This window comes from Pseudomonas sp. SA233, from assembly GCF_054792385.1.
Genome location: NZ_CP096449.1, coordinates 3,937,257 through 3,958,330, shown reverse-complemented (window position 1 = coordinate 3,958,330; position 21,074 = coordinate 3,937,257). Strand labels below are relative to the sequence as shown.

The following is a 21,074-nucleotide window of genomic DNA, read 5'->3' as shown; positions in this document are numbered from 1 at the left end:
TTTAATAGCGGCTCCATATGGGGTGGATTCTGAATAGCTTTCCTGTTGCATAGAGTCCCGCTGTTGAAATGACAAAGGCTGTCAGAAAACTAATGGTGAGAGGTATCTCTCCGGTAATTATTCTTGTGCTCAGGTGCAAGGGGTTGATCAACGTTGACCAGTGGGTCAGTTCGTCTTGCGTGGTACCCAAATAGCCGGAAAGTAACATCAGGAATGAAAGAAGCGAAAATAGCGTGCCGGCTGTGCTGAATTTGATGGGCATCGCTGCGATCGCCAAGCCGATGCAGGAGAATATCAGGTAACTCGTATAGAACGCGGCTGTAAGGTACAGGAGTTCTGATAGCGAGTAGGAACCGTATAGAGGCTTGGAGATGAAGTAGAAAAAGCTAGAGTACACGACACTGACCAATGTGTAGCTGACGGCGTGCGATGTGAGGAAAAGTGCAATTGCCTCGCGTTGGTAAATGAATGACCGGACGAAGCCACTTTCTCGTCGCCCGATTAGATAAAAGCCGAGGCCGAAGAAGGCAACGTTTGCAGCGATGTAGGCGTAGAACCACGCGGCAGAGGATATATAGAGAGAGTCTGGTGGCGCTGCAAGGGAACGGCTTTGCCTCAGTAGTATGAACATCAAGCAAGGCGCCGCCGCTGTCCACAGCAACGCAGTGGGTTCTCGCAGGTGTTCCAGGATCAACACCTTGGTGATCATGAGGATCTGTTTTGTTCGCGTTATGGGGCATGGCTTTTTGTTCATTTTTCTCGCCTTTAGTGTCTTCGCGAATGCAGGGGGTAAGGTTTTATATTCACGCTGCATGTACGTCAAGTTTGATGGAGGCGATGTATTGGCGGGGTGTAATCTAGTTGTTTGAATTGCAGTTGGTATTGTGGGATCTATCTGAGGGGTATGTCTGATCGCGATCTGTTCACTGATCATGGGAGTGAAAAAGACTTCTGTTTTTTGTAGGGCGGATCTGAAGTTGTTGTGGGATTGTTATATGTTTTATTGCCGGGCGTTGTTTCCCGATGATCGGTTCGGAAAAGTGTTTGTCGCCTTAGGTGGTATAACTTAGTGTTGCCAAATGTAAACTTGGCCATTGGCTGGCATCTGGGCCGATGTGCTCAAGGACGAGCTGGAGGGGTTGTGACATGAGCGGGTGAGGCCTGCACGCCCCTTGTAGGAGCGGCCTTGTGTCGCGAAAGGGCTGCACAGCAGCCCCAGCAATTTCAGCTTTTATGCAGCAATTCTGGGGCCGCTATGCGGCCCTTTCGCGACACAAGGCCGCTCCTACAGATATGGCGTTGTTCTCGAGGTTTGGCGCTGCACCTGTGGGAGCGGGCATGCCCGCGAACACCGGCGCAGCCGGTGCCATAACACCGCGTTGAGTTCTTCGCGGGCTTGCCCCACAGGTCCGCCACAGCCTTGTGCTACGAATGGGCTGCAAGGCAACCCCGGCGATTTCACATCAGCGCTTGCCGAGAATCTTTCCAAGCAACTCCGGCCGCGGTGCGCCTTGCTGGCTTTGCAGGTTGCCCTGTTCATCCTGATAGAAGATCGCCGGGGTCGCCTGCAAGCCCATTTCTTCCATCAGCGCCATGTTCGCCGCCAGCTTTTGCTGCACCGCCTCCGGCACCTGCTCCAGCGCCTTCAACTTGCTGGCCTTGCCGGCCTTTTCATGTTCCTGCAGTGCCTTGGCCGGGTCTTTCGCCGCCAGCAGTGCCGCCGATTTGCCCGGGCTGTCCTCGCGGATGATGCCGACCATGATATGGCGCAACTGCACCTTGCCCGACTCCACCCATGGCCGCGCCTGTTCCCAGAACATGTTGCAGTACGGGCAGTTGGGGTCGCTGAACAGGTACACCTTGCGCGGTGCATCGTCCTTGCCGTCGGCGATCCAGGAGGTTTTCTCCATCTTCGCCCAGATTTCCTTGCTCATCGGCGCATACACCAGCTTTTTCAGCGGCTCGGCACTGAGGTCGTTGCCCTGTTCGTCGAACAGGCTGCCGACCAGTACATGCTTGCCGTCAGGGGTGAGGTACAGCGCCAGGCCGTTGTTCTGGTATTCGGCGGCATACCCGCGCAGGCCGTTGGGGGCGTCGAAGCTGCCTTTGATCACGGCGCCCTTGGCTTGCAGTTGCGCAATCGCCTTGGGCAGCTCTTCGGCCTGCAGGGGAGGGGCAGCTAGCAGAGCCAGGGACAGGGGCAGCAGTGCAGTCAGTCGCATGTCAGTTTCCTTGTGCGGCAGGGGCGGGCGCGGTGGCCCGGTCGAAAGGCTCCAGGGCGTGGCGCAGGCTGGCCCGGGACAGCTCGCCCAGATGGCTGCCGACCAGGCGCCCGTCGGCGTCGTAGAACAGGGTGGTGGGCAGGGCCATGGAGCCGACGCGCTGGGCCAGCAGGCCGGTGCCGTCGAACAGCACGTGGGTCAGGCTCAGGCCGGTGGTGGCGAGGAAGGTGCTGACGTTTTCCGGGGTCTCTCCCTGGTTGACGAACAGGAAGGTCACGTGCGGGTAAGCGCTTTGCGCCTGTTGCAGCACCGGCATTTCGCGTCGGCAGGGTGGGCACCAGGTGGCCCAGATGTTGATGACCAGCGGTTTGCCGCGGTAGCTGTGCAACGCCACGGATTGGCCGTTGGCCTTGCGCAGGCTCAAATCGGGCAGTTCGGTGCCCTTGCTGTACAGGTGGCCCCCGAGGCTGGCCAGGCCCCAGAACAGCGCGCCGCTGAACAGCGCCCAGCCCAGCGGGCGGCGCAGGCCCGGATGGCGCCAGCCTTGCCACAGGGCGCCGAGCACGATGCCGGCAAGGCCCGACCAGAACAGGAAGCCGCCATCACGGATATCGATGATCTGCAGCGGGTCGTCCTGGTACATCGGCCAGTACGCCAGCACGAAGCCGGCGCGTGCGCACAGCAGGCCGATCAGGAACAGGTTGAACAGTGCCGATTCCGGGCTCTCGCCGCCACGCCGGGCGACCCACCAGCCGACCATGCTGGCGATCACCAGGGCGGTGAGCATCAGCAGGTGGTTGAGGGCCATGGTCAGTGGCCCGAGGGTTACGGTCAGCATCAGCCTTGGCTCCTGGTCTGGGTCCAGTGTTGCAGGAAGGCGGCTGCATCCACCTCACCAGTGATGCGCCGCGCGCGGCGTTCGTCGCCTTCCGGGCCGACCCAGATGATGCTGGGCGGGCCAGGTACCTGGTAGCGCTGCAGCAGGGCCTGGCTGGCCGGGGTGTCGGCGGTCACGTCCAGGCGCAGCAGGTGCACACCGGCCAGGCCGGCCTGCACGTCGCTGCGGGCGAACACCTGTTTTTCCATGACCTTGCACGACACGCACCAATCGGCATAGTAGTCGAGCATCACCCACTGGCCACGGGCCTTGGCCGTATCCAGTTCGCGTTGCAGGTCTTCGGGGCGGCTGACGGTGACGAAAGCGTCCTTGATGTGCTGGCCGGTGGCCGGCGCAGCGCCGCTACCGGCGAACGGGCGCAGCGGCTGCCAGAGGTCGTCGCCACCGGCTGCCGCCCCCACCAGCAGCAGGCCGCCCCACAGGGCACCCAGCAGTGGCAAGGCGCGCAACGCCGGCAACCGCTGCAGGGCCGGCCAGGCAGCCCAGGCCAGGGCAATCAGCAAGGCGCCGCTCAGGGCCAGCAGCAATGCTGCGGGCAGCAGGCTGCGCAAGGTGTATAGCGCCATGCCCAGGAACACGAAGCCGAACACGCCCTTGACCCGGTTCATCCAGGCGCCCGGGCGGGGCAGGTAGCGGTTGCCCAGGGTTACCAGCAACAGCAGCGGCACGCCCATGCCCAGGCCGAGGCTGAACAGCACCAGCGCCCCCTGCAATACGTCGCCGCTCTGGGCGATGTACAGCAGCGCGCCGGCCAACGGCGCGGTCATGCACGGGCCCATCAGCAGGCCGGACAGCGCGCCCAGCAGCGCCGCGCCATACAGGTTGCCGCCACGGGTGCCTTGCCCGGCGCGGTCGAGGCGGTCACGCACGGCGGCGGGCAGTTGCAGTTCGAAGGCGCCGAACATCGGCAGGGCCAGCAGCACGAACAGCCCCGCCAGGCTGCCCAGCAGCCAGGGTTGCTGCAGCCAGGCCTGCAGGCTGGCACCCAGCAGTGCGGCGACCACGCCCAGGGCGGCATACACCAGGGCCATGCTCAGTACATAGACCCCGGCCAGTATCCAGCCGCGCCGGGCACTGGCGCCATTGCCCAGCACCAGCCCGGCGAGGATCGGCAGCATCGGCAGCGAGCAGGGGGTAAAGGCCAGCAACAGGCCCAGGCCGAAGAACGCGAGCAGGCTCCAGGCCAGGTGGCCTTGTTGCAGGTCGCTGGCCAGGGCCTGGTCACTGGCTTGTTCGGCTGCCGGCGCCACACTGCCACCCAGGTCGACCAACGTGGTTTGCGGGGGGTAGCACAGGCCGGCGTCGGCACAGCCCTGCCAGCCCAGGCGCAGCTGGCCCTGGGCATCGGCCGGGAGCAGCAGTTCGAGCTGGTCGCGGTACACCGCACTGTCGCCGAAGAACTCGTCGTGGTGGTTGAGAGCGGCCGGCAGTTGCGGGTGCTGTTCGGCAGGCAGGCCGTCGAATTTCAGGCGCTTCTGATACAGGTAGTAGCCAGGCTGGATCTGGAAGAACAGGCGCATCTGGCCGTCTGCCTGGCGGTCGTGGGTAAGCACGAAGGCCTGGTTGACCGGCAGGAAGTCCGGTTTGACATCGAACGGGTTGGCCTGCAACGGGCCGGCCAGCAGCAGTGTCAGGAAGAGCAGGAGGACGCGCATGTCTTCGCCTTGGCAGTACGTTGAAAGGGGTCATGCTGGCTTGGGTCGATTAACCCAAGGTTAACTCTGGTTCTTGGTCAGGGGGGCGCATCAGGGCTTGCAGGTGTTTGCCGCGGGATTGTCTGCGCCTGGGAGATCGAGCGCCGCCCGCGCGGCGCTTCGCAGCACAAGGCTGCTCCTACATCTGTTTCGGGCCAGTCACGCCTGTGCCAGTGCACGCGACCGCCTTGTTCGTACAACGCGATATCGAGACATGCGCCAAAGCGTTCGCGCACAGACCTCACAGGAATAATTGGCCCGAAATAGATGTAGGAGCAGCCTTGTGCTGCGAAGCGCCGCGCGGGCGGCGCTCGATCTCCCAGGCGCCGAAGATCCTAAGACAAACACCTACCAGCCCCAGAGCAAATTCCGCCCCAGATCCCAGGCATGTCGCGACATATTGTCGACTTGACTTTGCCTGCGCCAACACAATTGCTGTAAAGTTGACGCAAGGGTCAGCTTTTCGGGCTAGTACCAGAATCAAAAAAAGGGCAGTACCCCTGCTGCCCAGAGGATCAAGCATGTCCAACCGTGATATTTCCCGGCGCGCCTTCCTGCAAGGCGGCCTGATCGCTGGTGTCGGCGTGACCATGGCGCCGCTCGGCAGCCAGGCATTCGCCGCGCTGATGGAGGAACGCGTCACCACCTCGCCGCAGAAGTGGATGAACCATGATGGCAAGGCACGTTTCCGTAACGATGCCTTGTCCAAGGTGTGCGGCGACAAGGTGTTCGCTCGCGACATCCGTGCCAAGGACATGCCCGGCTGGCCCGCACAGCAGGGCCATGCGCTGCTGCTCAAGGCGACCAAGGCCGACCGTATCTATGCCGGCCATGACCTCAGCCTGCTTGGTGCCGACCTGCAGCCGGACCGCATCGTCACCGCTGCCGACCTGGAAAAGGACGGTATCGCCTGGCCAGAGGCCCACTCGCCCGACCCGCTGCTGCCGCCCGGCAAGGTGCCTATGTTCATCGGCCACCCGGTGGCGATCCTGATCTGGCACGACTTCGAGCGCTTCCGTCAGGCCAAGCGCAAGCTGCAGTTCAATGACCAGGCGATCCGCTATGGCGCCCAGGCGCCGCTGTACCAGCGCGACCCTTACGGCAGCTTCCGCTTCGTGCGCGTGGGCGGTGCCACACCGTTCGACGACGATGAATTCTCCAGCCTGAAGAATTCCATGCTGTTCCCCACCATCCTCAACCGCAAGCCGGTGTGGTCGAAGCAGCCCAACCAGCATGGCGACCTGACCGAGCAGGGCCTGTTCCATGCCAAGCGCATGGCCGAGCAGCTGGACAACCCACCCGAGGACTGGCTGGTGTTCGACGAGCGCTACAAGACGCCGTCCATCGAGCCGGCCGCCCTGGAGCCGGACAACGGCAACGGCTGGTACGACCCGGCCAGCGGCACGCTGCACTTCGTGGTCGCGACCCAGTGCCCGTTCGAAGTGGCGCAGGAATGCGTGCACATGATCAAGCCGTCGCGCTTCGCCCTGAACACGCTGAACATGCACCCGGGCTATACCGTGGGCTACGGCTCGAAAGACAACAACATCTTCGTCTTCTACGCCGCCGTGGCCGCGCTGTATGGCGCCGGTGTGCCGATCCGCCTGGCCAATGACCGCTACGAGCAGTTCCAGAGCGGCATCAAGCGCCATGCCTTCGATATCCGCTACCAGTTGGCGGTGGACAAGAAGGACAACAGCTTCAAGATCTTCCGCGCCGACATGAGCTGCGACGGCGGCGGGCGTATCAACTACAGCCCGTCGGTGGCAGCGGTGGGTGCCACGGCAGCGCAGTCGATCTACTACATGCCGCAGAACGACCTGTCTGTCACTGCCTATCATTCCCGTGGCGTCGAGGCCGGCTCCATGCGCGGCTACGGCACCCTGCAGACCATGGCCGCCACCGAAATGATGGTGGATGAGATCGCCGGGCGCCTGGGCGTCGATGCCATCGACCTGCGCCGAGCCAACGCGCTGAAATCGGGCATGAAGAACACCCAGGGCGCGGTCCCGGCCGGCGCCCTGCGCCTGTACGAGATTCTCGACAAGGCCGCCGTGCACGACTGGTGGCGCAACCGCGACACGCGCAAGCAGCAGATGGATGCCAAGGACCCGGACCACTGGTATGGCGTGGGCTTTGCCATCTGCCAGAAAGACTTCGGCACCGGCTCCGAAGCCCCCATGGCCAGCATCGAGTTCAGCCGCGACGGGCGCATCAGCCTGCGCCACATCGGCACCGAGCTGGGTACCGGCATGTCCACCTCCCAGGCCCTGGTTGTCAGCGATTTCCTCGGCCGCTCGGCCGACGAGGTGAAGACCGCGGTCACCGAATGGCCGGAGCTGCAGCTGACCACCAGCGGCAACCCCTACCTGATCAGCCAGCCCGAGCAGGACGCCGCGCTGCGCAACCCGCGCTGGGTCGGCAAGCTTGCTTCGCCGTCGTCGGCGACCAACTCGGCCTTCTACTTCAGCCATGCCACCCGCGAAGCGGCACGCGTGCTGTTCAACCACGGTCTGTGGCCGGCGGCCATGGCCATCTGGCGCCAGGGCCCGTACGGCGGCCAGGCCAACCCGCTGGTGGTGCGCCGCGAGAATGCGGTATGGGTCAACGGTGAGCTGACCGGCAACGGCCTGTCACCGATCCCGTTCGCCCAGCTGGCCCAAAAGGCCCATGACATGGGCCTGGTCACCGGCGTCAGCGTGCACGGCTTCAACCGCTGGAGCTGGGCCGAGGCCGACTTCGTCATCGATGGCGTGCGCGAACGCTTCCCGCTCGATGCGGTGGCAGTCAAATACGGCGATGGCGCGGTGAGCGCCAAGAAGGCGCAGATGAGCAGCCACGGCTATCACCTGCTCGACCGGCAGAACGCCGCCTACCCCGACACTCAGCTGAACAACGCCATGGTCACCTACTACAGCCCGGTGGCGACCATTGTCGAAGTCAAGGTGAACAAGGGCACTCACGAAGTGCAGGTACTCAACCACCACAGCTGGGTCGAGTGCGGCCGGGTGCTGGTGCCGGAACTGGTCAAGGGCCAGCTCGAGGGCGGTATCGCCATGGGCATCGGCCATGCCTTGACCGAAGAAATGCCGTTGTACGAGGGCGGGCCCGGGGAGGGCGACTGGAACTTCAACCGCTACCGCCTGCCGCATGCGCGCGACGTGGCGGTCTGGCAGCAGACCAGCGAAATCCTCCCGCCGCTGTCACCGACCGACCCGTCCAAGGGCATCGCCGAGGTGGTGATGATCCCGGTCGTCGGTGCCATCGGCAATGCTGTCGCGCATGCCATCGGCAAGCGCGTTCGCGATCTCCCCATCACCCCAGCCCGTATCAAGGAGGCCCTCAATGGCTAACCGTCCACTGCAACTGACCCTCAACGGTCAACCGGTCGGCCCGGTCGAGGTCCCCGACGACCTGGCGATGATCGACTACCTGCACGAACACCAGAACCTCACCGGCTCGCGCCTGGGCTGCGGCCAGGGCATCTGCCACGCCTGCGTGGTGATCGTCGACAACCCCGACGGCACCAGCGAGGAGGTGCGTACCTGCATTACCGGCGCGCATTACTTCGAGGGCAAGAAGGTCCGCACCATCGAGGGCCATGCCAAACAGGACGAGACCGGCAACCTCACGCTGAACCCGATCCAGCAGAAGTTCGTCGACCTGTTCGCCTTCCAGTGCAGCTACTGCGCGCCGGGCTTCGTCAATGCCGCCACGGTGCTGGTGGAAACTGCCCAGCGCCAGCCGCTGAAGAAGAGCGAGGTGGAAGACCGCATCGAGGCGAGCCTGGGCCACCACATCTGCCGCTGCACCGGCTACGTGCGTTACTACGACGCCACCCGTACGGTGCTCAACGACCTCGGCCTGGTCAAGGAGGGTTGAGCATGGGTCTTGTTCGTAGCGCAATGGCGCTGGCTCTCGGGCTTGCCGTTACCTCGGTTGCCCAGGCAGCCGACCAGGCGCAGGTCAAGCGCGGTGAATACCTGGCCCGCGCGGCCGACTGCATGGCCTGCCACACCGCTGAAGGCGGTGCGCCGTATGCTGGCGGCCTGCCGATCCATTCGCCGTTCGGCACCATTTACGGCAGCAACATCACCCCGGACAAGCAGTACGGCATCGGCAACTACAGCGCCGACGAATTCTTCGCCGCGGTAACCGAGGGCAAGCGCAAGGACGGCGCCAACCTCTACCCGGCGATGCCGTACACCTCGTACCACCTGATCAAGCGCGAAGATTCGGACGCGATCCTCGCCTACCTGATGACCGTGCCACCAATCAACCGCCCGGCACCGCAGACTGCGTTGCGCTTTCCGTTCAACGTGCGCCAGGGGCTGAGCGGCTGGAACATGCTGTACGGTAAAAGCGTGCAGTTGCAGCCGACCGAGGGCAAAAGCCCGGCCTGGCAGCGTGGGCAGTACATGGTCGAAGTCATGGGCCATTGCGGCGAGTGCCATACCCCGCGCAACCCGATCGGTGCATTGCAGCAAGACCAGCGCCTGAGCGGCGGCCTGCTGGGTGGCTACCTGGCCCCGAGCCTGCTGGCCCAGGACCTGGCCGAGCGCGGCTGGACCCAGCCGGACCTGACCACCTTCCTCAAGCACGGCATCAGTGCCCAGGGCAGCATGTTCAACGAAATGTTCCCGGTGGTGCACCACAGCACCCAGCACCTGGAGGATGCCGACCTGGCGGCCATGGCCACTTACCTGCTTGGCGACCAGCCACCGCCGGCCAAGGCCATCCAGACGGTGGCACTGGAGCAGATGAGCGACAGCGCCAGGCGCGGCCGCCAGCAGTACCTGAACGTCTGCGCCGGCTGCCATGGGGTGGACGGCGAGGGCAAGCCGCACATCGCCGTGGCCATGCGCGGCAACACGGTGCTACGTCAGGCCGACTCGCGCAACCTGGTCAAGGTGGTCCTCGAAGGCATCCGTGAGCAGCAGTTCACCGGCTTCGAGCGCATGCAGCCGATGCCGGGCTTTGCCGACAAGCTCGATGACCAGCAGGTGGCGGATATGGTCAACTACCTGCGCCAGGCCTGGGGTGGATTGCCCGGTGACCTGAGCGTACAGCAGCTCGCCGAGCTGAAGGCGGAATAAAGGGTGCAGCATCTCGATCTACAGGTGGTTCGCCAGGCGTTGCAGTGGTCGCGCGGCGGCCAGCGGGTGTGGTTGTGCACGGTGCTCGCCACCTATGGCTCGGCGCCCCGTGCACCGGGCTCGCTGCTGGCGGTGAACGCCAGCGGGCAGTGGCTGGGTTCGCTGTCCGGTGGTTGCGTCGAGGACGACTTTCTCGAGCGCGTGGGTCGGGGGGAGTTTCCCGAGCCAGTGGCCATCGTGCGTTATGGCGATGGCAGCGACTCGCGTTCGAGCATCCGCCTGCCGTGTGGCGGCGTTCTGGAAGTGCTGGTTGAGAACCTGCCGGCCGAATGCGAGGTGCAGGCGCACCTGCGTGAGCTGGAAAGCGCATTGCAGGGCCAGCGCCGTGTGCTGCGTGAAGTGAGCCTGCCCGAGGGCAGGCGCCTGCTTGCCGATGACCACAGCCAGGGGCCGCGTGTGCAGCGTGAAAGTGCCTGTGTACGCTTGCGTGTGGGGGCCGCCCAGCGTCTGCTGCTGGCCGGGTACTCCAGCGTCGCGCATTTCTGTGCCGAGTTCGGCAAGGGCATGGGCTTCGAAGTCATCCTCTGCGAGCCGCGTGACGAAGTGCTCTATGGCGTGCGGCTGGATGGCATCGAGGTGCGCCGCGAGCTGCCATCGGAGTTCATCGCCCATGGCGGTTGCCATGCCGACACCGCGGTGGTGGCGCTGACCCACGACCCGAAGATCGATGACCTGGCCATGCTCGAAGCGGTGCGCACCGAGGCGTTCTATATCGGTGTGATGGGCTCCCGGGCCACCTCCGACAAGCGCCGCGAACGCCTGCGGCGGATCGGTGGCCTGGGCGAGGTCGAACTGGGCCGCATCCACGCCCCGATCGGCCTCAACCTGGGCAGCAAGACCCCGGCCGAGATCGCTTTGGCGGTGCTGGCCGATATCCTTCGCGTGCGCAATGGTATCGAGCGGGAGGCGCTGTGAGCGTGGTTGCACTGATATTGGCTGCTGGCAGCAGCGTGCGTTTCGGGGCTGACAAGCGTCGGGCGCTGTTGGTTGATGGTCGCAGCTTGCTGGTGCACAGCGTGGAGCGGGCCTGTGCAGTGTTCGACGATGTACGGGTGGTGTTGCGCGAGGGGGAGCGGGGCGTGGATCTGGGGCTGCCTGCGGGGTGCCGGGTCGTCTCCAGCCCGGACTTTGCGTTGGGCATGGGCCATAGCCTGGCGGCCGGCGCCGCCTCGCTGGCCGACAGTGAGGCGCAGGCAGTAGCGATTCTGTTGGGTGACATGCCCTGGCTGGAGCAGGCAACCCTTGCCCGGCTGGCTTCCAGGGCCAGCGCGTCGACCATCGTGTTGCCTTGCCATGAAGGGCAGCAAGGGCACCCTGTGCTGTTCGGGCGCGATTTCTGGCCGGCGCTTGCGCGCCTGACCGGCGATGAAGGAGCGCGTTCGGTGGTCAAGGCCAACCCGGCGAGTTGTGTCAGGGTAGAAGTGCCGGATACCGGTGTGCTGCTGGATGTCGACAAGCCTGATGCGGTTCACCGGTGAACGCACTTGTCAGGGCCTATTCATCTTCTTCGTCAGCCAGCTCATAGGGTTGAAGCTCGCTCAGTTGGGCGAGCAGTACCAGATGCTCGACTGCTTTGAGCTTTTCAAGCCGCTCGAGGCTGTCTGACCCTCCCAGCATCAAGGCAGGAACAAAGCCATACATTTCGTCTGCGGCCAACGTGCCGAGCCGTTCCCTGGCGGGTTCGAACAGGTCGTCGAAATAGATGCATTCGGTCATCAGCCACATGAGCAGGCCGTGGATCTTGTTGTCCCGCTCTTCGTCGCCTGAGCTGTGGGCGCCATCGAGGTAACGGGAATGGTACGCCGCAATGGTCAGCACCGAGCCGGTGTTCTCACCCCACAGGTACAGGTCGCCAAAAGCGCTACGGGCGATGAGGTGATAAGTGTCGCGTGCTTCGAAGAGCGTGCCTGACAGCCAATACGCTACTACGTCTTCGTAATCCTGAGGGTTTACCAGCCAGAATAGGCCACCGCCGTAGCCGCACCAGCCGTGCTCTTGCCAGTAATCCAGGAGACGATTGGGGAGTTTGCCTTGGTAATGATCGAGGGCAGAGGGCGGTACTGGTTGGTGGCCGACGGGGTCGCCGAAGGTTTCGAGGAAGATGCTGAAGATGACGTCCATTTGATTAAGTCCTTTTTTAAGTGTTTAGAAGTCGGAGAAGCTGTAGGGTTCGAGTGCCGAAAGTTGTGAAAGCATAATCAAGTGTTCAATTGTTTTTACTTTTTCAATTCGCTCCAGTCTTGCTTTTCCGCCGAAGACGAGTGCGGGGACGAAACCATACATTTCATCGTGATTGAGTGGGCCTAGATTGTTTCTTGACGGTTCAAATAAATCCTCGAAGTCATTGCTGTCCTTTTTAACCTGTAGAAAGAAAGATTGAATGTGCCTGTCAATGTTTGCTATTCGGCGGTTGTTGCCGCAACAGTGTGAGATATGGCTCGCAATGCATAGTGAGAAACCGGTTCTCTCTCCGTATAAGTAGAGGTCGCCAAACGCCCCGCGCGCGATCACATGGTAGGTGTCGTGTTCGGCCAGGGACGTGCCGTCAATCCAAGATGCAACGACGCCTTCATACTCTTGGGGGTCGACGGTCCAAAAAATACCATCACCATATCCACACCAGCCATGTGTCGTCCAATGTTCCAATAATTTCTTCGGCAGCTTTCTCCTGTAACGCTCGATGGTTGAAGGAGGAACCTCTTGCCTGTGAATAGGTGGTCCAATTGTATCGATAAAGACGGAATAGACGTCATCCATCATTTGGCTCCATATCAATCTAGCACTTGATCAGTTTGATGTTCATGAAGGAGGCATCTCTGCCTGATTTCAATGCTTCTTCGGCAGCTTGCTGCATACCCTTGATCTTGCTTTTCCACTGTGGGCCAATGGTGGAGTTGACTTGTTTGTCACCGAAATCGGCAATGACATCTCTTCCTCCAGCGGCCAGGTCCGGGTTGTGCAATGCCGCGAGCGTTGCCATCGTCTCCTTCGCTAATTTTGCAGCCGTCCTTTGGGCTTCACGTGGGCTCAAATCGTCTGGCAAGTCGTCCAGTATCCGTTGCTCTAACTTGTCTTGCATCTGTTTACGAGCTTTGCGCGCTACAATTGGGTTTCGCTTTACGGGATTGGCAACGTTTTCTAAAAACTCCTCAACCGTCAGCCGATTCAACCCATCCTGCTGCCCCTTCAACTGCCGTTCAAACTGCCGGCGACGATCATCGCCATCTGCCGCACGACCATCAGCAGTTCGTCGAAGATGCTGTTGATGTCGAGGTCGGCGAAGCGCTGGCGCAGCATGTGCGCCGCCTGCCATTCGGCGTGGTAGAAGGCTGTGCGGACGGCTTCGATCCGGCGCAGGTTGAGGCCCAGCGAGGCGACCTCTTCATTGAGGCTGGTGCCGAACTGGCCACCGCTTTGGTAGCCCACCATGGCGATGACACGTGACTCGATCTCGTGCCAGGAGGGCACGAGGTAATCCAGGTACATGAGGTGTCTCCCTGACAGCGTGTGCAGGGGGGAAATCCCATCATGGATTCGGATCGGAAGTTTCTGAATCAGTTGTAGGAAAATACGACTTCGTTTCCGGCGTGTTCGGCGGAGTTAGGCTGTCGGGGTGGGCCTTGGGTGGGGCTTCAAATGTTTGTCGCTCCCGGGAGCATGTGGCAGTTGCGCGGCGCTCGTTGCCGCAGGCGCCACACATCCCCAATCCCCCACAAAAGGTCCATAATCCCCCCTTAATCCGCCCAAGGTGCAATGCCAGCTACACCATTCCGGGAGCCCCACCATGCACGTTCTGCTCTGCGAGGACGACGACCTGATTGCCGCCGGCATCTGCGCCGGCCTTACTGCCCAGGGCCTGACCGTGGACCGTGTGGGCAACGCCGCCGATGCACGGGCAATGCTGCAGGCCGCGCAGTTCGACGTGATGATCCTCGACCTTGGCCTGCCCGACGAAGACGGCCTGAAGCTGTTGCGCCGCCTGCGCGAGAAAGGCGAGACGCTGCCAGTGCTGGTGCTCACCGCCCGTGATGCGGTCACCGACCGGGTCGATGGCCTGCAGGCCGGCGCCGACGACTACCTGCTCAAACCGTTCGACCTGCGCGAGCTGGCTGCTCGCCTGCACACCCTGCTGCGGCGCGTAGCCGGGCGGGCGGTGAATGTGATCGAACACGGCCCGCTGCGCTACGACCCGAGCAGCTGCGAGGCAACCCTGGCCGGCCTGCCGGTCGACCTGTCCCGGCGTGAACAGGCATTGCTCCAGGCGCTGCTGCAGAACCCCGGGCGGGTGCTGTCCAGCGAGCAGCTCAAAGACTGCGTGTACGGCTTCAGCGACGAAGTCGAGAGCAATGCCCTGAACGTGCATATCCATCATCTGCGGCGCAAGCTGGGCAACGGCATCGTCGAGACCGTGCGCGGCCTGGGCTACCGCCTTGGCCCGGCACAGTCGCCGGGGGAGGCGGCATCATGAGCCTGCGGGTACGCCTGAGCCTGATCCTGGGCAGCGCCTTCGTGATCATCTGGGCGCTGGCCGCCGCGTGGATGCTGCGCGACCTGCGCCAGCAGATGATGTTCTCCCTCGACCAGCGCCTGGTGGCTTCGGCGCGCATGGTTGCCGGGCTGATCGACCAGCTGCCGCAGCCGCTGACCGCCAAGGGCGGGGAGGCGCACTTTTCCGCCGACCAGTTCAGCGTGCCGGACGGCATGGCCTGTCAGGTCAGCTCACTGCGTGGCGAGATTCTCGCCAGCAACCACAAGCACGATGGCGTCATGGACGATGAACGCAGTGGTTTCCGAGACCAGACCATCGACGACGCCCTGTGGCGCACCTTTACCTACAACCATGGCGATGTGCGCATTACTACCGCCGACCGGCACATGGAGCGAGAGGCACTGAACCAGTCGATCCTGCTGGCGGCCTCCGCGCCGGTGCTGATGGCCCTGCTTGGCAGCCTGGGGTTGTTGTGGATCGGCCTGGGCAAGGGCCTGGAGCCGCTCAACCGCATGCGCGATGCCCTGCGCCGCCGGCGCGCGGACAGCGTCGAGCCGCTGCAGGTGGCGGGCATGCCCAGCGAACTGCAACCGTTGCTGGAAACCCAGAACCAGCTGTTTCTGCGCATTGCCCAGACCATCGAGCGTGAGCGGCGCCTGACCGACGATGCCGCGCATGAACTGCGCAGCCCGCTGACGGCGATCAAGACCCACCTGCAGGTAGCACGGATGACCGATGGCGCCGTGCGCGAGCAGGCGCTGGAGCATGCCGAGCAGGGCGCCGACCGCATGCACCGCACGCTGGAGCAGTTGCTGATGCTGGCGCGAGTGGAGGGCAGCCTGTCGTTCGAGGATGGCATACAGTGCAGCGCCGAGCAGGTGGCCCGGCAGGCGGTGCAGGATGCCGGCGGCGGTGACAACCGGCGCATCGTGCTGCGCTTGCCTGACTCCGCTACGCAGATCTACCTGGGCATGCCGGCACCGTTGGCGGTGGCGGCGCTGCGCAACCTGCTGGACAACGCCTTGCGCCATGGCGGCGACGAAGCGGTGGAGCTTGAGGTGCAGATGGCTGACGGCCAGGTGGGCTTCATGGTGCGGGACCATGGGCCGGGGATTGCCGAGGCGGACCTTGAGCACCTGACCGAGCGCTTCTGGCGTAACGGGCAGAGTGGTGGATGCGGGCTGGGGCTGGCGATCGTACAGGCGATCGTGCAGCGTTGTGCCGGTAGCCTGAAGTTCGACAGCCGCAGTGATGGGTTGCGGGTGTTGTTGCAAGTGCCGGCGCGCTCGGGGCATTGATTTTTATTGCCTGTGCCGGCCTCTTCGCGGGTAAACCCGCTCCCACAGGTACTGCATCAACCCTGAGATCTGTGCCAATCCTGTGGGAGCGGGTTTACCCGCGAAGAGGCCGGGCCTGCTTTCAAAAATCCCACAGCAACCGCTAAATCCTCCCCGCACTCAAGCGTTTTCCAAGCGACGAACACCCGCACTTTCGCTTGCTTGCGAGGATTCACCCATGTCCACCGCTTCCTGCCTTGCCCAGGTCCCGCCGGCCAGCGCGCCGCGTGCCTTGTACGAGTTCACCGATTCACCCTTGCTGCAACGCCAGCAACAACAGGAGTCCAATGCCCGCAGCTACCCGCGGCGCATCCCGCTGGCACTCAAGCGCGCCCGTGGCATCCATGTGGAGGATGTCGAAGGCCGCCAGTTCATCGACTGCCTGGCCGGCGCCGGCACTCTGGCGCTGGGCCACAACCACCCGGTGGTGGTCGAGGCGATCCAGCGGGTACTGGCCGATGAACTGCCACTGCACACCCTGGACCTGACCACGCCGGTCAAGGACCGTTTCGTCCAGGACCTGTTCGGCGTGCTGCCCGAGGCGTTACGCCGTGAAGCCAAGGTCCAGTTCTGCGGCCCGACCGGTACCGATGCGGTGGAAGCAGCGCTGAAGTTGGTGCGCACTGCCACCGGCCGCAGCACCGTGCTGGCCTTCCAGGGCGCCTACCATGGCATGAGCCAGGGGGCGCTGAGCCTGATGGGCAGCCATGGGCCGAAGCAGCCGTTGGGGGCCTTGCTGGGCAACGGTGTGCAGTTCATGCCGTACCCCTACGACTACCGTTGCCCGTTCGGCTTGGGCGGCGAAGCCGGGGTCAGGGCCAACCTGCATTACCTGGAAACCCTGCTGCTCGACCCGGAAAGCGGCGTGCCGCTGCCAGCGGCGGTGATCCTCGAGGTGGTGCAGGGCGAGGGCGGGGTGATCCCGGCCGATATCGAGTGGCTCAAGGGGGTACGCCGTATCACCGAGCAGGCCGGCGTGGCGTTGATCGTCGATGAGATCCAGAGCGGTTTCGCCCGTACCGGGCGCATGTTCGCCTTCGAGCATGCTGGCATCATCCCGGATGCGGTCACCTTGTCCAAGGCCATTGGCGGCAGCCTGCCGCTGGCGGTGGTGGTGTACCGCGACTGGCTGGACACCTGGAAGCCGGGCGCCCACGCCGGCACTTTCCGTGGTAACCAGATGGCCATGGCGGCGGGTTCGGCAGTGATCGATTACCTGGTCGAGCATCGCCTGGCCGAGCATGCCGAGGCCATGGGGCAGCGCCTGCGCCAGCACCTGCAGCAGTTGCAGCGGGATTATCCGCAGTTGGGTGATATTCGCGGGCGTGGCCTGATGCTTGGGGTGGAACTGGTGGATCCGCAAGGCCAGCGGGATGCGCTTGGGCATCCGGCAGCCAACCGCGAGTTGGCGGCGAAGGTGCAGCGCGAGTGCCTCAAGCGAGGGCTGATCCTGGAGCTCGGTGGGCGGCATGGGGCGGTGGTGCGCTTCCTGCCGCCGTTGATCATCAGTGGCGAGCAGATCGATGAGGTCGCGCAGCGCTTTGCCGAGGCGTTGATCGCGGCGGTCTGATCGATTGCCGGGGCCGCTGCGCGGCCCTGGCAATCCCGGCTACCAGCCGCGCCCGGAATTCACCCAGAAGTTCACCGACAGCGAGGTGGTCACAGACTCCACCTGGTGGAACCACCCTTCGGGCAGGAACAACAGGTCACCGGCCTGCAGCACCACGCGCAGGAACGGCACCTCGCGCGCCGCCGGGAAGCGCTGGTAGTCCGGGGCGTCGGGGTTGAAGTCGCAGCCGTCCAGGCCGCCCTTGGGGCTGGTCGACCAGGTACCCAGGGCCGGGCGATGGTGCGGCGCGGCAAGGATGAACGACTTTTGCCCCCATACCTGTGCGAACAGGTTGTCGGTGTCGTCGCGGTGCAATGGCGTCAGTGTGCCCTTGGGACCGATCCAGATGCGTGGCGCAATGAACTTCTCGCGGGCGAAGTACTGCGGGTAGCGAATAAGCGTCAGTAGCTTTTCCGGCACGATGTTGTTGCCCATGTAGGCCGGGGTTTCGCCGGGTTTGGCAGGGGTGTCCAGCGAGGCGATGAAGTCGGCCATGGAAGTGGAACGGAAGTCGCGGTCGGTGGAGAAGGTCTTCTTCACGTAGTCGCCGTGCCGGGTGATGCCCTGCAGTTCGGCAAAATGCTCCAGCGAAGCTTCGCGGCCCATGGTGAACAGCGGCCAGTCCTGCAGGGCATCGCTGATGACCACCGGCGTGCCGTGCTCCAGGTAATCGCCCTGGAAGCGCGCCAGTGGCATGTCGGCGCGGGCAATGCGTGCCACCTCGCGCTGCACCGGTTGCGCGGCCGACACCCGTTCGCTGAGGCGTGCCGGTGTCGGGTAGCGTTGGTTCATCGACACCTTGGTCGCTGGCGCGCCGCGCCGGGCGTTGCTGATGATCTGCGGCAGCAGGGTGGCCAGGCCCATGTTGCCGCTGATCTTCAGGCGGGCGCTGGCGAACAGTTCTTCGACGTTGGCGGTGCCGCCCATGATGCCCATGAAGTCACGCTCGGCCACCTCGATGGTGACGTCCGGGGCGCTGTGCCGGCCGGCACCGGTGCGGCTGCTGTCGCGCACCTCCGACCAGAAGGCCCGGTCCTGGCCGAAGACGAACTGGAAAACGCCTTCGATGCCGACGGCATGGGCGTTGGCGAACAGTTTGCTGAGGATGCTCTGAAGGTCCACGGTATGCCTCTGGCGGTCTTTCGTTGTGCAGGGATAACGAGTGCCTGCACCAACGATTTAGCCGTGTGGGCGGGTAATTTTTCGGCGTGCTGCTACGTCCCGTAGGGAGGCTCGAGTCACATTGTTCACCCAAGGAACCCACATGGCACTGCACCCTGATCTGGCGGCATTTCTGGAACTGGTCGAATTTGGCCGGCTGACGGGCAGGAGCCTGCCCATGCACGCGATGGACGTGGCCCAGGCCCGTGCCGAGTTCGAAGGCAGCTCGCCGGTACTCGACCCGAGCCCGCCCGGCAACGTCACGGCCAGCGAGTTGCAGATTACCGCGCGCGACGGTGCCCGCCTGGCTGCTCGCCTGTACCGCCAGGGCGATGCTGGTGCTGCCTTGCAGCCAGTGATCCTGTACCTGCATGGCGGCGGCTATGTGGTCGGCAGCCTCGATTCGCATGACTCGGTGTGCCGTCGCCTGGCGGCCCTGGGCGAGTTCGCGGTGCTGGCGGCGGACTACCGGCTGGCACCGGAGCAGCAGTTCCCGAAAGCCCTGCACGATGTGCTGGACGCCGCCAACTGGCTGGCGGAGCAGGCGGCCTCGCTGGGCCTGGACAACCGCCGGGTGGTGCTGGCAGGTGACAGCGTGGGTGCCAGCCTGGCGGCGGTGCTGGCCATTACGGCGGTGCAGCAGCCCGAGGCGCTGGCGTTCAAGCCGCTGGCACAGTTGCTGTTCTACCCGGTGACCGATATCTCCTGCTGGCGTGAGTCCCATCGCGAGCATGCCGAGGGTTACCTGCTGGAGACGCCTACCCTGGAGTGGTTTTATCAGCACTATGCGCCGCAGCGCGAGCAGCGCCTTGACTGGCGGGTATCGCCGTTGCTGTCGACGTTGCGCCAGCCGTTGGCACCAGCTTACCTGTTCGTGGCCGAATATGACCCGTTGCATGATGAGGGCATGGCTTATCGTGACTGGCTGGAGGCGGGTGGGACGGCGGTGACCTTGGCCCGGGTGGAGGGGTTGACCCATGACTTCTTGCGCATGTCGGGGATCGTGGGGCAGGTAGAGGGGATTTACCGGGATGTCGGGGCGTGGTTGAAGCGGGTCGGTGGCCTGTGATGGGCCGAGATTGCCGGGGGGGCGCTGCGCGCCCCTTTCGCGACACAAGGCCGCTCCTACAGTAGACCGCGTCAATTCGAACTTGGCGCTGTGCCTGTAGGAGCGGCCTTGTGTCGCGATGGGCCGCAAAGCGGCCCCCCGGCCTCACCCGCGAAGGTGCTTCTTCAACACATCGACCAATCGCTCGATCTCCGCCTCGGTATTCAACACCCCAGGCGCCGTCCGCACCACCGGCCCGACATCCCGAGACACCGCATCGACCACGATGCGCTGGCTGTTGAGATACCGGGCCACCTCGTCAGCATCCTGCCCCGTGACCCGGAAGAAGGTGAACCCCGCCGAATACTGCGTGCTGCGCGGTGTCACCAGCTCGACCCCCGGCAGCGCCTCTAGCCGCTGCCTGAGATAGCCATTGAGCCCATGAATCCGTGCCTGCACCGCCGCCTTGCCCAACTGTAGGTGCAGCTCGAACGCCTTGCCCAATGCCCAGCGGTGCTCGAACGCGTGGTAACCCCCGGGCGTCATCACCGTGGCAAAGTCCTCGTTCTCGGAAAACGTGGCAATGGTCGGGTTCAGCTGCTTCAGTTCGATGGACGCCGCGCAGATGATCCCGGTACCCCGCGGCCCGAACATCCACTTGTGCGTGCCGGCGATGAAGTAGTCGCAGTTGAGATCGGCAAAGCGCATGTCTTCGACGCCGAAGCCGTGCACACCGTCGATCACGTAGATGATCTGGTCCTGCTCGTCACGCTGGCGATTGACCTCGCGCACCAGTGCGCCGATCTCGCCGACGGGCAGTTTCACGCCACTGCCCGAGTGCACCCAGGTCATGCCCAGTACCCGGGTTTTCGGCCCGATGGCCGCGGCAATGGTGGTCAGTACCTGGTCGCTGTTGACCTTGGCGGGGTCGTCGAACAGGCGCAACCGGTGCACCGGTGTGCCATCGCGCGTAGTGCGAAAGCCCATGGTATGGCGGGCGGCCGAATGCTCGTGCACGGTGGTGAGAATTTCCTGCCCCGGGGCAATCTTCAGCCCGCCATAGATCAGCCCCAGGCCTTCGGTGGTGCTGCCGGTCAGGGCAATTTGCCGGGGCGTCACTTCGAGGTAGCGGGCTGCCCATTCACGCACGGCGGCCTCGTGCTTCCACTCCGATTGGCTGTCCCAGTCGACCATGCGGGCCGGGTGGCGGTCGAAGCGGGCGCGCAGCGCCTCGATGGCTTCGCGCACGGGCCTTGGGTGCGAGGTGATCAGGAAGTTGGCAAAGTGCGCGTACGCCGGGTCCAGCTCGAACAGGTTGCGAAACCCGGCCCAGTCGCTGGCGGTTGCAGGCTGCGCAGCCGCCGCTTGGGCGGCAGGCAGCAGTGGGCCTGTGAGGGGCAGGGCGGCCGCAAGCAGGCCGGCCTGCTTGAGAAAGGTGCGACGATCGTTCATCAAATGGC

17 protein-coding genes and 1 pseudogene are annotated in these 21,074 nt (G+C 63.9%); 9 read left to right on the top strand and 9 right to left on the bottom strand.

The window, feature by feature from the left end:
- Position 1: 1 nt before the first annotated feature.
- From M1D87_RS18265 to dsbD, 4 genes are all read right to left on the bottom strand, one after another.
- Positions 2–754, bottom strand: coding sequence for a hypothetical protein (locus M1D87_RS18265; RefSeq protein WP_232881335.1), 753 nt, complete (start codon positions 752–754; stop codon positions 2–4).
- 709 nt (positions 755–1,463) lie between these two features.
- On the bottom strand, positions 1,464–2,222 hold the full coding sequence (gene dsbG / locus M1D87_RS18260; RefSeq protein WP_123085340.1) for a thiol:disulfide interchange protein DsbG: 759 nt from the start codon (positions 2,220–2,222) through the stop codon (positions 1,464–1,466).
- A 1-nt stretch (position 2,223) separates the two neighbouring features.
- Positions 2,224–3,060: a TlpA disulfide reductase family protein gene (locus tag M1D87_RS18255; RefSeq protein ID WP_039614419.1), complete on the bottom strand. Its 837-nt coding sequence runs from the start codon at positions 3,058–3,060 to the stop codon at positions 2,224–2,226.
- Positions 3,060–4,775 (bottom strand): protein-disulfide reductase DsbD, encoded by a 1,716-nt coding sequence (gene dsbD, locus M1D87_RS18250; protein WP_123085339.1) that lies wholly within the window; start codon positions 4,773–4,775, stop codon positions 3,060–3,062. The genes M1D87_RS18255 and dsbD overlap by 1 nt, the downstream gene beginning before the upstream one ends.
- Positions 4,776–5,335: 560 nt before the next feature.
- On the opposite strand from dsbD, the gene M1D87_RS18245 reads away from it, so the two are divergent.
- From M1D87_RS18245 to M1D87_RS18225, 5 genes are read left to right on the top strand one after another with little or no spacing between them, the layout of a single operon-like run.
- Positions 5,336–8,167 (top strand): xanthine dehydrogenase family protein molybdopterin-binding subunit, encoded by a 2,832-nt coding sequence (locus M1D87_RS18245; RefSeq protein ID WP_039615121.1) that lies wholly within the window; start codon positions 5,336–5,338, stop codon positions 8,165–8,167.
- On the top strand, positions 8,160–8,696 hold the full coding sequence (locus tag M1D87_RS18240) for a (2Fe-2S)-binding protein (protein WP_123085338.1): 537 nt from the start codon (positions 8,160–8,162) through the stop codon (positions 8,694–8,696). Before M1D87_RS18245 ends, M1D87_RS18240 begins: the two co-directional genes overlap by 8 nt.
- Positions 8,697–8,698: 2 nt before the next feature.
- Positions 8,699–9,910, top strand: coding sequence for a cytochrome c (locus tag M1D87_RS18235; RefSeq protein ID WP_123085337.1), 1,212 nt, complete (start codon positions 8,699–8,701; stop codon positions 9,908–9,910).
- Positions 9,911–9,913: 3 nt separating this feature from the next.
- Complete coding sequence (locus tag M1D87_RS18230) at positions 9,914–10,885, top strand: XdhC family protein (RefSeq protein WP_123085336.1); 972 nt, start codon at positions 9,914–9,916, stop codon at positions 10,883–10,885.
- The gene (locus M1D87_RS18225) at positions 10,882–11,448 is read left to right on the top strand and encodes a nucleotidyltransferase family protein (protein ID WP_013973474.1); all 567 of its coding nucleotides are present in this window, start codon (positions 10,882–10,884) and stop codon (positions 11,446–11,448) included. The genes M1D87_RS18230 and M1D87_RS18225 overlap by 4 nt, the downstream gene beginning before the upstream one ends.
- Positions 11,449–11,464: 16 nt before the next feature.
- Here the strand turns inward: M1D87_RS18225 and M1D87_RS18220 are convergent, their stop codons facing one another.
- The 3 genes and pseudogenes from M1D87_RS18220 to M1D87_RS18210 all read right to left on the bottom strand — a co-directional run bounded on the left by M1D87_RS18220 (position 11,465) and on the right by M1D87_RS18210 (position 13,456).
- Positions 11,465–12,091 carry a GAD-like domain-containing protein gene (locus M1D87_RS18220; RefSeq protein ID WP_123085335.1) on the bottom strand — a complete coding sequence of 209 codons (627 nt, stop codon included), beginning with the start codon at positions 12,089–12,091 and terminating at the stop codon, positions 11,465–11,467.
- A gap of 24 nt (positions 12,092–12,115) precedes the next feature.
- A complete protein-coding gene (locus tag M1D87_RS18215) occupies positions 12,116–12,727 on the bottom strand; it encodes a GAD-like domain-containing protein (RefSeq protein WP_123085346.1) in 612 nt (203 codons plus the stop codon).
- 19 nt (positions 12,728–12,746) lie between these two features.
- Positions 12,747–13,456 (bottom strand): annotated as a pseudogene (locus M1D87_RS18210) (polymorphic toxin type 15 domain-containing protein).
- 298 nt (positions 13,457–13,754) lie between these two features.
- Between M1D87_RS18210 and M1D87_RS18205 the strand changes: the two are divergent.
- From M1D87_RS18205 to M1D87_RS18195, 3 genes are all read left to right on the top strand, one after another.
- On the top strand, positions 13,755–14,438 hold the full coding sequence (locus tag M1D87_RS18205; RefSeq protein ID WP_123085906.1) for a response regulator: 684 nt from the start codon (positions 13,755–13,757) through the stop codon (positions 14,436–14,438).
- On the top strand, positions 14,435–15,757 hold the full coding sequence (locus tag M1D87_RS18200; protein WP_039615127.1) for an ATP-binding protein: 1,323 nt from the start codon (positions 14,435–14,437) through the stop codon (positions 15,755–15,757). The genes M1D87_RS18205 and M1D87_RS18200 overlap by 4 nt, the downstream gene beginning before the upstream one ends.
- A gap of 217 nt (positions 15,758–15,974) precedes the next feature.
- Entirely contained in the window at positions 15,975–17,366 is a 1,392-nt protein-coding gene (locus M1D87_RS18195; protein ID WP_123085907.1) for an aspartate aminotransferase family protein, read from the top strand.
- A 39-nt stretch (positions 17,367–17,405) separates the two neighbouring features.
- On the opposite strand, the gene M1D87_RS18190 is transcribed toward M1D87_RS18195, so the two are convergent.
- A complete protein-coding gene (locus M1D87_RS18190) occupies positions 17,406–18,527 on the bottom strand; it encodes a cupin-like domain-containing protein (RefSeq protein WP_061551074.1) in 1,122 nt (373 codons plus the stop codon).
- Between the two features lie 142 nt (positions 18,528–18,669).
- Here M1D87_RS18190 and M1D87_RS18185 point away from each other — a divergent pair, with 142 nt between their 5' ends.
- Positions 18,670–19,635: an alpha/beta hydrolase gene (locus M1D87_RS18185; RefSeq protein ID WP_322264649.1), complete on the top strand. Its 966-nt coding sequence runs from the start codon at positions 18,670–18,672 to the stop codon at positions 19,633–19,635.
- 144 nt (positions 19,636–19,779) lie between these two features.
- Here M1D87_RS18185 and pvdN read toward each other — a convergent pair whose 3' ends face one another.
- Positions 19,780–21,066: a pyoverdine-tailoring periplasmic protein PvdN gene (pvdN, locus tag M1D87_RS18180; protein WP_123085876.1), complete on the bottom strand. Its 1,287-nt coding sequence runs from the start codon at positions 21,064–21,066 to the stop codon at positions 19,780–19,782.
- Positions 21,067–21,074: the final 8 nt, after the last annotated feature.